The organism is Lachnoanaerobaculum sp. ICM7, from assembly GCF_000287675.1.
Taxonomy (GTDB): domain Bacteria; phylum Bacillota; class Clostridia; order Lachnospirales; family Lachnospiraceae; genus Lachnoanaerobaculum.
Genome location: NZ_ALJL01000001.1, coordinates 46071 through 60445, shown reverse-complemented (window position 1 = coordinate 60445; position 14375 = coordinate 46071). Strand labels below are relative to the sequence as shown.

Here is a 14375-nt window from a genome sequence, read left to right as displayed (position 1 = left end):
TCTCTTTAATCATTATCAGTCCACTCAGGTTCCTGCGGTGTTTCAAAAGTTCCCTTTATATTTGTATCACCGTCTATTGCAACAAGCACTCCTGACGAATTGGTCTTATACTCCACCTTGTCTGCATCTTTTACTTTGCCGTTTGATACTATCTTACCTGACGAGTTCACTACATAGTTCGTAGTACCGCTTCCGCTCTCATTCGGCACTGCAAAAACCTGATACTTTAAGGACTCATTTGCTTTTACAAGTCTGCCCTTATAATAAAGCTTGTGATCCTTTGTACCTGTCAGTCCCTTACCTGTTGAAGTCTGGAAAAAATACTCCTCCGACTTGCCGGTTCCGTCCTTTATTGTTTGCTTACCCTTCATTAGATAGCATTGTGACTCATTTCCGAAATAGTATGCCGAATAAGTATTTCCCTGGTAAACCTTTTGAATACCGTATACCGGTGTACCGTTTTTATTAAAGAGATACTGATTTCCCTTTATTTTTTGCAAATCACTCGCATACAATTTTTCATTCTTTGATGCAACAGGCTCCCCTGTAGATGAAAAGTAGAACCATTCAACAGTATGATTGTACTCTCCTAGGAGCTCCTCAGGCGGTTCCGTGGAATACCAGCCTGTTCTTAGAGTTCCGTCCTCATTCATATACTTGAAATTTTTGATAGTAGGATTTGAACCTCCGGAAGTCTGTACCCAACCTGTAACAAGTTCTCCGTTCTCATTGAAAGCATATCTTACACCGTCTATCTTCTTCTCTCCGTATTTTGATCCGTTTGTAAGTACCGGCTTAAACTTCTTTCCTGTATTTGTAAAGTAGAACCACTTTTCATTCGAGGATGAATTCGGTCCTGTTCTTCTTTCTCCCTCATCATTTGGCGGCATAAGTTTGTACCAGCCGGTCACCATAGTTCCGTCACTTTTTATATAGTAGTTGTCATCAAGTATCCACCCGGTAAGCATCTTTCCGTCTTCATCAAAGTAATAGTATTGATTGTTTATGCTCTTCCAATTTCCTTTGACCGCCTTACCTCCGGCCTGAAAATAAGCCCAGTAATCTTCACCTCTGTCCTTTAACTTTCTCCAACCTTCTACTATAAGTCCCTGATTGTCGACATAGTATTTGTCATCGTCCACCCAGCTGTCGGTTGCCATAACACCTGCATCATTTAGATAACGCCATTTGTCATCGGCACCTTTTCTCCACTCATTTGTTATTTTATTATTATTACTGTCCAAGTAAGTCCAGTCTGAACCTGATTTTGCCCAACCTTCTGCATATGCGCTTAAAGGCGTTGCTAAAAGTAAACTGAAAGTAAAAACCGGTAAAAGTATTCTCTTTTTCATATCCTACTCCATATCGTTTATGCTCGTTAAAGTTTATTTAATTCCATGCACTCTTTTGTATCATATATTATACACTACAAGGTTGTATTTTTCATTACATTTACCTTAACTAACGCAAAAAACCCGTCTCTGTCTTCGACAAAAACGGGTTTTGTTATATTTTTGTAAATTTTATTCTACAACGTAAGGAAGAAGAGCTATATGTCTAGCCTTCTTGATAGCTACTGTGATTTCTCTCTGATGCTTAGCACAGCTTCCTGAAATTCTTCTTGGAAGGATTTTTCCTCTCTCTGAAATATATTTTCTAAGAGTTGCCACATCTTTATAATCAATAGCCTTTTCCTTATCACTACAGAATGCACAAACTTTCTTTCTCCTGCGTAATCCGTTAGCAGGTCTTCTTCTAGAGCCTTCTGCTCTGTCAGCCTTGTTAAATGCCATGATAAAGTCCCCTTTCTTAATTTTAACCTAGTTAAATGGTAGACCCTCGTCATCAACTCCGTCCGGAATATTCATAAATCCGTCTGTACTCGCTGATGCCGGTGACGGTCTTGTAGAAGCCTGATAGCTGCTTGAACCATCGCTTGCTCCCTTACTGTCTGCAAATTCCTGAGTATCTATAATGACCTCAGTTGTATAAACTTTTTGACCTTCTTTGTTGGTATAACTTCCTGTCTGAATACGACCTGAAACCAATACTCTCATTCCCTGTCTAAAATATCTCTCTGCAAACTCGCCGGCTTTATCAAATGCAACACATGGTATAAAGTCTGCGTTCTGTTCAGATGAGTCTCCACGTTTGAAACCTCTGTCTACTGCAAGAGTATATCTTGCAATTGCCATAGATCTCTCACCACTTGAATATCTTACTTCCGGGTCTCTTGTTAGTCTGCCCATTAATATGGCTCTGTTCATACAATCTCTCCTTTATATTAAGCTTACTGCTTAACGACTAGGTATCTCACAACTGATTCCATGATACGAACATTTGCCTCTAACTCGTTAGGACAATTGTTATCCTCTGACTGGAACTTAATGAAATAGTAGAATCCTTCTTTTTGTTTGTTAATGTCATAGGCAAATCTCTTCTTACCCCAATCATCGACATTTACAATGCTTCCACCAAATCTTGTGATGTAGTTTTGAACTTTCTCCAGAGCTTCCGCTCTTGCATCATCTTCAAGCTTACCATTAAGCACTAATGCTAATTCATATGTACTTGTCATTTCTTACCTCCTCTTGGTCTCTGGCCTTTGATACTGATATCAAAAGCAAGGATTATGTGTCACAGTACTTAATAATATCATAGTTTATTTTTTATTGCAAGCGATAAATCATTATCTTTTTGCTCTGTTTTTCTGATATTCCGAAGGACTTAAAGAAGTGTATTTTTTAAATACGGTACAAAAATACTTGTAATCACTAAACCCTACTTTACATGATATTTCGTATATCATTAGATCTGTTTTTTCAAGATAGGATATCGCCTTTTTTATTCTGTATTGACTTAACAAATCCACAAAACTTGTACTAAGCTTTGTCTTTAACTTCCTACTGATATAACTGTTGCTTACCTTTAATTCTTCTGCAATATCATTTATACCGAGTCTTTCACTGTATTTATTCTGTATAATTTCATAAACAGATCTTATAATAGAATCCGAGCTTTCTCCGGCTTTTAAAAATATTTTCCAGTCATCTTCTTTTTCTATTATCTTGTCCTTTACACTTTCCTCTATCTTTTTTTGCCTGTTCTTTTTATTTATTTTATCTGTTATTGATTTTAACAATTCTACAAGCTCGTCCTCGTCTACAGGCTTTAATAAATATCCCGATGCCCCGAATTCTATTGCACTTTTGGCATAACCGAATTCCGCATAGCTGGTAAGAATTATACTAAAAAAATCCTTGCCTTGCTTTTTGGCATTTTGTATCATTTCTATTCCTGTCATCTTCGGCATCTTAATATCACTGATCACTATGTCCGGTTCAAGCTCCATTATCATATCAAGCCCTTCCTTGCCGTCCTTTGCCAGTCCCACTATATTGCATCCGTAATCCATCCAATCAAAGGAAATAGCAAGACCGTTTCTTATAATCTCCTCATCTTCAACTATAATAATCTTATGCATATCTCATTCCCCCTGTCTGAAAATTTTCGGCAATACCAAAACAACTTCCGTACCCCTGCATATTTCACTGTTGATTTCAAGTCCATATTCAGTACCGTAGAGAAGCTCTATTCTCTTATGCACATTGTAAAGCCCTATATGATCTGAAAGGTTATACTTCTCCTTCAAATTTACAACCAACTCTTTTAAAAGCTCTTTATCTATACCGACTCCGTCATCTCTTACTGTTATATATACTTTTTCCGATTCTATATAGGCTGATATTTCAACCTTCAGTACTTCCACATTTTCTCCGAATCCATATTTAACTGCATTCTCTACGATTGGCTGTATTATCATCTTCGGCACGCTTACCTCTTTGACTTCATATGAAGTATTATCATTAAACTCAAGTCTGTCTCCAAATCTAACTTTCATGATCTCTATATATCTTTTTGCGAAATCAAATTCCTCCTTGAATTTAACTGTGTCCACAGTATTTTGTATACTGTATCTTAAAAGCTTTGACAGGTTTACAACCGTTTTGTCGGCTACCTTTGGATTAAATTTTACCAAGTATCTTACAGACTCCAGTGTATTAAATAAAAAATGCGGATTGAACTGCGACTCCATCATTTGAACTATCGCCATATTATTTTCCAGAGCCATTTTATCATGTCTTTCTATAAGATGCCTTATACTGCCAAGCATCATATTGAAAGAATGTCCTATAGACTTAAATTCATCATCGGATTCTATATCTAGATTTATATCAAGTTTTCCATCCTCTACCTGCTTTAAAGCATCTATAAGCTGATATATTATAGCGGTCTTTTTTGCCGAGAACTTACCTGCACTTGAAGAAATTGCCGCTGCCATTATAATTGCTACGGCAATTATCAACAGCAACATTATTATGCTTATATTCATATAAGTGCTGCAATCTGTAATCACATATATCCACGTATCTGTATAATCAACCTTATTGCTTGAAATATAGATCAAGTCTCCATCATTAAAGATTATCCCACTTCTGTCTCTGAAATTTTTAATAATTTTATTCCTGTCATCTACAAATCTCCTTGAATTACTGTATACAACTCTATGAAATTTGTTTACAAGTAAAACCGTACTGTTTGCATTGTTAAAAACGACATCAAGATTTTTAAGCTCCAACTCATATATACAAAGTCCTGCAAATTCATTATCTCTTATAATCGGCTTTACTATAAGATATGATGATATCGGTGTATTTTCCACTCCGTTTCCACCATAAATATATATTATATTTGAACCCTCTCCTATAAATTTCATTTCACTTCCGGTTACCTGATATTTTATGAAATTCTTTTTATCTTCACTTCGTTCTGTACTGTAGAGTATATCAAAATCATTATTAAAAATATAAAATTGTGCCTTTATATTCTTTTGATTCAGAAAATTATACACTCCTTCTATTACATCAACTTTGTACTGCTTGTTTCTTTGAAAATTTCCTATATTTATATCCTTTGCAATGTGGCTTGTATTTTCAATATAACTGTTTAATTCCCTTTCAAGCTTTTCTCTTGAATTTAGAGCATATATATTATTATTCCTATAGATATTTACAGATGCAATTAAAATAAATCCAAGTACACATATTATGCACAAAATAAAACAGGGTGTAAGCGCATGAACTATAAGACTTCTTTTTAACTCTTCTTTAAAACTTATCTTTTTATTCATAGCTTACACCCTTTATATCCCATATTATATTTTATTACATTGTAACATCCTTGCTTCCCGATACCTTGAAGAATACCAGAAGTGATATTACTGTTGTCAATGTCAATATACTTGCAAGCGCAGCAGCAGGGCCGTAGCTTGCTCTTATTACTTCATTGTAAATAGCTACAGACATTGTCTTAGTCTTTGAAGTATACAACATCACAGAAGAGCTTAACTCATTTATTATTGTGATCCAACTCAAAATAGCACCTGATGCCACTCCCGGAAGCATCATCTTTGCTGTAACCTTTACAAAAGATTTTGCAGGAGTATCTCCCAAACTTACAGCAGCCTCTTCCATACTTGGGCTTATCTGATAAAGTATAGCAGAGCTTGACCTCAATGTATATGCCAATCTTCTTATTACCAAAGATATAATTATTATAAACGCAGTACCTGCAAGCATCAAAGGCTGATGATTAAATGCTATCAAAAGAGTGATACCCAGAACCGAACCCGGTACTATATACGGGAACATTGCAATACTGTCTATAGCTGATGTGAGTACACTTCTTCTTCTGACTGTAAGATATGCTATCAACATTCCCAAAGTTATAATGATTACAATTGCAAAGAAGCAGAATACATATGTGTTTGTAACTGCCGCCAATGCTTTATCGGCAACTTTTTTGTAGCTTCCCAAAGAGAATCCGTCCACAAACACCTGCATCTTTGTAGCCTTAAATGATGTATATACTACCATAGCCTGTGGAATTATAGAAAGACCTGCAAGCATATATATGTATATGTAAATAAGTACTTTGAAGATTCCCTTCGGTTCCTTCGGCTGTATAGGCCTTATTGAACTCATTGTAAATGATTTTGTGTTTATATACCACTTTTGTAGGAAGAATACTAAAGCGGTTATAATTATCATTATAGTAGCCATACAAGCCGCAAAGTTTGCAGATCCTCCCGACTCACCTACGAACTCTGAATAAACAAGAGTAGGCATAACCCTGTATCCCTCACCTATAAGAGCAGGTGTTCCAAAATCCGCCATACAGTTCATAAAAACCAAAAGTGCCGCTGCAACAAGTGTCGGGGTTATAAGAGGCATAATAACCGTAAATACTTTTTTAAGTCCACCACAGCCTAAACTCTCTGCAGCCTCGGAAAGTGCAACGTCTATCTTTTTTAATGCACCTGATACATAGATATAGATAAACGGATATAGCTTAAGTGAAAACACCAAAAGCATTCCTGCAAAGCCGTATATTGAAGGCATGTTTATTCCAAGTACTTTTTCCAAAAACTTTGTAACACTTCCGTTTCTTCCAAGCAAAAGTATCCATGAATAAGCACCGATAAAGTTCGGGCTCATCATTGATATAATAAACAACACCTCCAAGACTCCCTTTCCCTTTATCTTATAAAAAGACATAAAATATGCCAAAGGAACTCCTATCAAAACAGCTATTACAGTTACACTTATTGTAAGCTTAAAAGAATTCACAAGTGCACTTGTATAATATTTCTTTGAAAAGAACTGAATGTAGTTCATCAAAGACCATACACCGCTTTTACTGTCTTTAAAGCCGTCTAAAAACAGGCTTAGTAAAGGATAAATAAGGAAAATCGCAAAAACTATAATTATTAAAAACGTAACTATATTCCAGAAATCTAATTTAATTTTCTTATTCAGCATACTTTACCACATCCTTTATAAGACTCTTTTCCATATCCTTTGTAAATATATTGATTTTCTTCTTGTTCGGAAGCAGTTTTATACTCTCTCCCTCATCAAATATCCTGTCCGCCTGACCAAGGTCTTGAGAGTATTCAATACTTGGCTGATCATCAAGTACCATTCCCGGTTCAAACTTAAGGAAATAATTGGTATATTTTCCAAGGAAAACTCTGCTTAAAATCTTACAATCAATCCCGTTTTCAGAAATGGAAAATTCTTCAGGTCTTACAGATATTACCACTTCTTCTCCGTCCTTAGCTTCACTTGATATATTATCCATAAATATACTGTATCCGTCATTAAATACTACTTTGTAGCCTCCATCTGCACTCTTTAGAGTTCCGTGGAAAAGATTTGAATGTCCGATAAATGTTGAAACAAATGCATCATAAGGTCTGGCATAGATATCCTGCGGACTGCCTATCTGTCTGATAATACCGTCTTTCATTACAGCTATTCTGTCCGATATCGCAAGCGCCTCTTCCTGATCATGAGTTACATATACTGTAGTTATTCCTATCTGCTTTTGTACATCTCTTATGGCACTTCTCATTTCTATTCTAAGCTTTGCATCAAGATTTGAGAGTGGCTCATCCATTAAGAGCACCTGCGGATGTATAACAATCGCTCTTGCAAGTGCAACTCTTTGTTGCTGTCCGCCTGACAACCTCTCAGGCAGCCTGTCCTGATACTCTTCTATCTTTACTATCTTGAGTATCTCATCCACTCTTTGTTTCATCTCTGCCTTAGGTACTTTTCTTATCTTAAGCCCGTACTCTACATTCTGTCTTACTGTAAGATGCGGGAAGATCGCATAACTTTGGAAAACCATTCCTATGTTTCTGTTTTGTGCCGGTGTATCATTTATAATTTTATCATCAAATGCTATTGTACCGCCCTCTATTGAATTAAATCCTGCTATCATTCTGAGTAATGTTGTCTTTCCGCAGCCTGAAGGTCCAAGCAATGTGAAGAACTCTCCGTTTTTAATGGTAGTGGACAAATCCGGTATTATCGTTATATCACCATATTTTTTTACAACATCTTTTACATTTATACTAACGCTCATATTTTTCTCCCGATATATAATTATTCTTTCCGATTAAAGAAAGAGCTGCCGCCAACACAACTCTTACAAGTTATATCTAAATCACTTTAGCTTTTACTTGTACCGTCCTGTATTATGCGGCAGCTTTTTCATAATTTATTTTGTAAATATTTCTTTGAATTTGTCCAACCACTCCGACTTATGCTCAGCTGTGTTGGTCTCGTCGTCAGTGATAACCTTGATTTCACTCATAGGCTTCATAGCATCGCCTGCTTCAACGTCTTTTCTGATACTTCTACGATACTGTGTATTGTTCATAAATTCCTGCGTCTCTTTATCTGTCAACCAGTCAAGGAAAATCTGAGCGCTTCTCTCATTTGCACAGTTCTTTATTATATATGCACCGTCTCCTCTAAAGATGACTCCTTCGTTCATATATACAACTTTTACAGGTGAACCCGCTCCTACATACTGTGCAGCACCCTGCTCAAATGTAAGACCTACTGTATACTCACCGTCCGCTACTCCCTTATAAACTGCTGATGAACCTCCAAGAAGCTTTCCGTCCAGCTGGTCTACAAGCTTCTCTACATAGTCCCATCCCTTATCAGGATCACCGTTACCCATAGCGTACAGCATATTAACAAGGTGCTCAAATGATGAAGATGACGCTGACGGCTCTGCAAAAGCTATCTTTCCTTTGAGTTCAGGATTTAATAAATCCTCATAGCCTTCAACTTTGATATCTCCTATCAAATCTGTGTTTACCATGATTACAGAAGGTATTGTATCAAATCTTGTAAGATTACCCTCTTTATTCTTGTACTCATCATAGAATGCATCTTCATTTACACATTTGTAATCTGCAAAATACTCACTCTTATTCTTTACTGTACCTATTGTTCCCGACCACAGTACATCAGCCTGTGGGTTATCAGCCTCTGTCTCGATTCTTTTAAGAGCATCTCCGGTTCCCATTGCAAGGCACTCCGCCTCTATTCCGGTTTCCTCTTCAAACTTTGTGATCATCTCATCGATCATAGATTCGGTCAAAGGACTGTATATAACAAGTTTTCCTGTTTCTTTAAGATCCCCGTCCTTTGTATCCTTGCTTTCAACCTTAGCATCGGAACTTGCCGTTCCCTCACTCTTTTGACCTGAACAAGCCATAAGACTTAAAGCTGTCATAGCTGCCAAAGATATTGCAATTACTTGCTTTTTCATAAATATTCCTCCGTCACGTAAAATTTATATAGTGATTATATCTTTATAAAAAAGTAAAATAAACCTAATAATAAGTCGATATATCCAAAATTCTGAACTTCTTATCCACAGATGCTTCTTTTGAAATTTTTCTGCATTGTTTTATCGACTGTTTTTCATTATAATAATTTATACAAATAAAGTTTTTAGGAGCATTACTATGTTAATACAGTTTAGTGTCACCAATTTTCGCTCTATAAAGGATAAAGTCACATTATCCATGCTTGCAGGTAATGTAAAGGAGCACCCTGAACATTTAATCTCATATGCGAATGAAAAATATTTGAAATCCGCTGTTATATATGGTGCTAATGCTTCAGGTAAGTCTAATATAATCAGAGCTTTTTCTTTTATGGTTGATTTTGTATTAAATTCTCATAATTTACAACTACATAAAAAGATACCACGCTATCCGTTTCAGTTTGATAAAGATACCCAACATCTTCCCGGTAAATTCGAAGTTATTTTTATATCAAACGGTATCTGCTATGCCTACGGTTTTTCCATAAACGATGATGAGGTTATAGATGAATATCTTTATCATTATCCAAAAGGAAGACAGGCTATAATATTCGAACGCAGTAATACAAGAGATTTCCGTTTTGTCAAAGATGTATCTAAACAAAATTCATTTAAAGAACGTACATCTGCAAATAAATTATATCTTTCTGTTGCTGCAAATTGGAATTATTCTGAAGTTATTCCTGCTTTTGAATGGTTTGCATCATGTCAATTTTTTACAAAAGACATTAGAACAACTTCTTCAAAATTTGAAAATATCGATTTTAAAAACAGTATTTTATCTATGCTGAAAGTTGCTGATTTTGGTATAAATGACTTGATTTTAAAAAACTCCGGTGATTTGAATTACATCGATTCCGTATTTCCTACAGATAATTTAAAAACTGTTCACCGTGTATATGATAATAACGGGCAACCTTCTTATTATGATTTGAATATAGGTGAAGAATCTGACGGCACAAGAGCATATCTGGAAGTGATTTGTTTTGCCAAAAAGGCTCTGGATGAAGGTACGGTATTTATAGCTGATGAAATAGATGCACATTTGCATCCGCTACTTACAAAGCATCTTATATCGCTTTTTAACAGCAACGAATCTAATGCAAAGAATGCACAGTTGATTTTCACTTCTCACAGTACTATGTTATTAGATTCCGACACTCTAAGAAGAGATCAAATTTGGTTTACAGAAAAAGAAGAAGAAACTGCGGTTACTAATCTCTTTTCGCTGTATGATTTTCCTATAAAAAAGGGAACCGAAATAGAAAAGGGGTATCTATTAGGCAGATATGGTGCCATTCCATTTATAAAAAGAGGTGAATAAATGCCAAGAATAAAACTTGAAAAAAGAGGGCAACAGAAACGCAAAATTAAGCCGGTTATATTGATTATAACAGAGGGTTCAAAAACTGAACCAATGTACTTTGATAACTTTCGTACACGACAAAACAACATAGATGTTCGTATAGTAGGAAATAAATCTGACGGAGCAAAAACTGATTATGATCATCTTCTGGACAAAGCCGTTGCATACAAAAAAGAAGAGCAAATCTCCATTGAATATAGTGACAGTACCTGGATTGTTGCCGACGGTGATATTGATTTTAAAACACAAGGTGCTTTAGATACAAAAAACAAGAAGCTGTTACATGCCAGAGAAAAAGCTCGTTCTAAGGATATTGAAATCATAATTTCAAACCCCTGCTTTGAGTTTTGGTATTTATTACACTTTATGTATAGTACAAAACATTTTAACGACTATAGGTCAGTCCAAGCGGAGCTAAATAAATATATACCAAACTATGAAAAGTCCAAAGATATATATTCTCAGTTATCACCTTATACCGGCAAAGCAACCGAACATGCAAAGCGAATAGAAAAGAGTCATATTAATAATGGGTATAGTCTTCCATTTGGATTAGATGTATCCCCATACACGGATGTATATAAGCTTATAGAAAAGTTCCCTAATATCTATCCAACAACTTAAATACAATATTAAAAAACCGACCATGAAAACTTTTTTTCACAGTCGGTTTCTTTATTTTCTACACTATTCATCCCCCGCATTTCTTGCAGGGCAACCTAGGCTCTGCCATGTAAGGTATGCAATAATAAACTTATCTATATCTCCATCCATAACGGCACTTACATTTCCGCTTTCAGCTCCGGTTCTGTGATCTTTTACCATTGTATACGGCTGCATTACATAGGAACGGATCTGATTTCCCCAGCCTATGTCCTTTACATCACCTCTGATATCTGAAAGTTTTTCAACATTTGCCTGCTGTTTTAACATAAAGAGCTTAGCTTTAAGCATCTGCATAGCCCTGTCCTTGTTTTGGAACTGACTTCTTTCATTCTGACATTGTACTACCACACCTGTAGGTATATGTGTGATTCTTATAGCTGAAGAAGTCTTATTGATATGCTGACCTCCGGCACCTGATGAACGATAGGTATCTATTCTCAAATCATCAGGATTGATATCCACATCAAGGTCTTCTTCAATATCCGGCATGATATCACAGGACACAAATGATGTCTGGCGCTTTCCCGCCGCATTAAAAGGCGAGATACGAACAAGTCTGTGCACACCATGCTCACTTCTAAGATAACCGTAGGCATTTAAACCGTTTATCTGCAATGTGACTGATTTTATACCTGCCTCATCACCTTCAAGCATATCAAGGATCTCAACGCTATATCCCTCTGCGGCGGCCCATCTTGTATACATTCTGTAAAGCATTGAACACCAGTCACAGGACTCGGTTCCGCCTGCACCTGCATTAAGTTTCATGATGGCATTTGAAGAGTCATATTCACCTGTAAGAAGTGTAGCTATCTTCAGTTCGTCTATTTCTTTTGTAAATGCTTCAAGCATACCTTCTATCTCAGGTATAAGGCTCTCATCATTTTCCTCATAGCCCATCTCTATAAGGACTCCGATATCTTCGTATTCGGACTTTAACTTATTATATTTTTCGACAGTATCCTTGAGCTGTTTTGCCTCTCTCACTATCTTGGTACTTTCCTTCGGATCATCCCAAAATGTAGGCTCTTCCATTGCACGATCAAGCTCAATTATCTTTTTTTCCTTACTGTCTAAGTCAAAGTGAATCCCTCACTTCCAGCAATATTTTTTCGTAGGATTGTAGTGTGGTTTTAAAACCGTCTAATTCTACCATTTGCTCACCCACTTTCATTTTTTTCTAAATATCCAATTGAATATCAACGACATTATATTAAAGTTTAGGGATTATGTAAACATTATCTGTTTAATATCTCCATAAACTCATCACCTGTGATCGTTTCCTTCTCATACAGGAAATGAGATATTTCTTCAAGCTTATCTCGGTTTTCCAAAAGTATCTGCGCAGCTTTCTCGTGCTGAGCTTTTACCAAAGCCACGACCTGTTTGTCTATAACCGCCGCAGTCTCAGCCGAAGCCGCCAAAGAAGTATCACCTCCGAGATACCTGTTGTTAACTGTCTCAAGTGCAACCATATCAAAGTCCTTACTCATTCCGTATCTGGTAATCATAGCTCTTGCAAGTTTGGTAGCCTGTTCTATATCATTTGAAGCTCCTGTGGAAACATCTCCGAATACCACTTCCTCTGCTGCTCTTCCGCCTGTAAGAGTGGCAATCTTATTTTCAAGCTCACTCTTTGTCATCAGATAATGATTACCTTCATCCACCTGCATGGTGTATCCGAGTGCTCCTGAAGTTCTCGGAATAATGGTAATCTTTGTAACCGGCGCCGAATTGGTCTGCTTTGCAGCTACAAGTGCATGGCCTACTTCATGATATGACACTCTCCACTTCTCTGCATCAGTCAATATAGAATTTTTCTTTTGATACCCTGCGATAACAACCTCAATACTCTCTTCAAGATCGGACTGATTTGCAAACTTTCTGTTGTCTCTAACCGCTCTTAGTGCAGCCTCATTTATAATATTTGCAAGCTCCGCACCAGAGGCACCGGAAGCCATTCTTGCAATCAGCTTAAAGTCAACATCATCTGCAATCTTTATCTTTTTGGCATGAACCTTGAGTATTTCCTCTCTACCCTTTAAATCAGGGAGTTCTACAGGTACTCTTCTGTCAAATCTTCCCGGTCTTGTAAGCGCCGGGTCAAGTGCGTCAGGTCTGTTTGTAGCCGCCAAAATCATAACACCTGAATTTCCCTCAAAGCCGTCCATCTCTGTTAAAAGCTGGTTGAGAGTCTGCTCTCTCTCATCATTTCCGCCTATTTGACCGTCTCTTTTCTTACCTATAGCATCTATCTCATCAATAAAAACTATACATGGCGCTTTTTCCTTTGCCTGTTTGAAAAGGTCTCTTACCTTTGAAGCCCCCATACCTACAAACATCTCAACAAACTCGGAACCCGACATTGAGAAGAAAGGAACATTTGCCTCACCTGCTACAGCCTTTGCAAGCATAGTCTTACCTGTTCCCGGAGGTCCTACAAGAAGTATTCCTTTAGGCATTGAAGCACCGATATCCCTGTACTTACTCGGATCATGTAAGTAATCCACTATCTCTGTAAGATTTTCCTTAGCTTCATCCTCACCTGCCACATCTTCAAATTTGATTCCTTCGGAAGACTTAACATATACTTTGGCACCGGATTTGCCCATATTTCCAAACATCAAAGAGTTTGCACTGTTTTTATCAAACATTCTCTTTGAAATTCTGTTCCAAAGGAAATAGAATAATACCAGCGGAAGAACCCAACTCAAAAGTGCATCCACAAAGGGTGAATCTTTTCTGACTATTTCACTTGAAAACTGTACTCCTGCATTATGCAGTCTGTCTGTAAGTCCCGGATCATTCATAAGCCCTGTCTTATATACCGTCTTATCATTGGTTCCTGTAAAAAGAATTTGATTTGTCTGTATATCAACTTTTGAAATTTCTTTATTCTCAGTCATGGTCATAAATGTACCATAGTCTACCTGCTTTATCTGCCCTTCCTTTATAAACGGAAGTACCATAAAGTTTATTGCCGTCATTATTATTAATACTATTACATAATAATATATGAAAGGCCTTCTGTTTTTGGGATCATCTATCATATTACCTCCTTTTTTTGATAATATAATCAACCTTATTT

13 protein-coding genes are annotated in these 14375 nt (G+C 36.7%); 2 read left to right on the top strand and 11 right to left on the bottom strand.

Annotated elements, in window-relative coordinates; translation table 11 throughout:
* Positions 1-5: 5 nt before the first annotated feature.
* From HMPREF1140_RS00285 to HMPREF1140_RS00245, 9 genes are all read right to left on the bottom strand, one after another.
* Positions 6-1352, bottom strand: a complete 1347-nt coding sequence (locus HMPREF1140_RS00285) for an N-acetylmuramoyl-L-alanine amidase family protein (RefSeq protein WP_009661917.1) — start codon at positions 1350-1352, stop codon at positions 6-8.
* A 171-nt stretch (positions 1353-1523) separates the two neighbouring features.
* On the bottom strand, positions 1524-1793 hold the full coding sequence (gene rpsR, locus HMPREF1140_RS00280; RefSeq protein ID WP_007595675.1) for a 30S ribosomal protein S18: 270 nt from the start codon (positions 1791-1793) through the stop codon (positions 1524-1526).
* 27 nt (positions 1794-1820) lie between these two features.
* Positions 1821-2267 carry a single-stranded DNA-binding protein gene (locus HMPREF1140_RS00275; protein WP_007595674.1) on the bottom strand — a complete coding sequence of 149 codons (447 nt, stop codon included), beginning with the start codon at positions 2265-2267 and terminating at the stop codon, positions 1821-1823.
* Positions 2268-2290: 23 nt separating this feature from the next.
* A complete protein-coding gene (gene rpsF, locus HMPREF1140_RS00270; protein ID WP_009661951.1) occupies positions 2291-2578 on the bottom strand; it encodes a 30S ribosomal protein S6 in 288 nt (95 codons plus the stop codon).
* Positions 2579-2689: 111 nt separating this feature from the next.
* Entirely contained in the window at positions 2690-3484 is a 795-nt protein-coding gene (locus tag HMPREF1140_RS00265; RefSeq protein ID WP_009661966.1) for a response regulator transcription factor, read from the bottom strand.
* A 3-nt stretch (positions 3485-3487) separates the two neighbouring features.
* Positions 3488-5191 (bottom strand): sensor histidine kinase, encoded by a 1704-nt coding sequence (locus HMPREF1140_RS00260; protein WP_009661919.1) that lies wholly within the window; start codon positions 5189-5191, stop codon positions 3488-3490.
* Positions 5192-5225: 34 nt separating this feature from the next.
* Positions 5226-6881, bottom strand: coding sequence for an ABC transporter permease (locus tag HMPREF1140_RS00255; RefSeq protein WP_009661903.1), 1656 nt, complete (start codon positions 6879-6881; stop codon positions 5226-5228).
* Complete coding sequence (locus HMPREF1140_RS00250; RefSeq protein ID WP_009661958.1) at positions 6871-7992, bottom strand: ABC transporter ATP-binding protein; 1122 nt, start codon at positions 7990-7992, stop codon at positions 6871-6873. The genes HMPREF1140_RS00255 and HMPREF1140_RS00250 overlap by 11 nt, the downstream gene beginning before the upstream one ends.
* Before the next feature lie 135 nt (positions 7993-8127).
* Positions 8128-9195: an extracellular solute-binding protein gene (locus HMPREF1140_RS00245; protein WP_009661900.1), complete on the bottom strand. Its 1068-nt coding sequence runs from the start codon at positions 9193-9195 to the stop codon at positions 8128-8130.
* A gap of 199 nt (positions 9196-9394) precedes the next feature.
* Between HMPREF1140_RS00245 and HMPREF1140_RS00240 the strand changes: the two genes are divergently transcribed.
* Positions 9395-10579 (top strand): AAA family ATPase, encoded by a 1185-nt coding sequence (locus tag HMPREF1140_RS00240; RefSeq protein WP_009661908.1) that lies wholly within the window; start codon positions 9395-9397, stop codon positions 10577-10579.
* Positions 10580-11245 (top strand): RloB family protein, encoded by a 666-nt coding sequence (locus tag HMPREF1140_RS00235; protein ID WP_009661927.1) that lies wholly within the window; start codon positions 10580-10582, stop codon positions 11243-11245.
* 63 nt (positions 11246-11308) lie between these two features.
* On the opposite strand, the gene prfB is transcribed toward HMPREF1140_RS00235, so the two are convergent.
* Positions 11309-12443 (bottom strand): peptide chain release factor 2 gene (gene prfB, locus HMPREF1140_RS00230; protein WP_156789887.1). Its coding sequence is split into 2 segments (ribosomal slippage): positions 11309-12367 and positions 12369-12443, totalling 1134 coding nucleotides; the frame shifts between segments, so codons are not numbered across the junction.
* Between the two features lie 82 nt (positions 12444-12525).
* Complete coding sequence (gene ftsH / locus HMPREF1140_RS00225; RefSeq protein ID WP_009661910.1) at positions 12526-14337, bottom strand: ATP-dependent zinc metalloprotease FtsH; 1812 nt, start codon at positions 14335-14337, stop codon at positions 12526-12528.
* Positions 14338-14375: the final 38 nt, after the last annotated feature.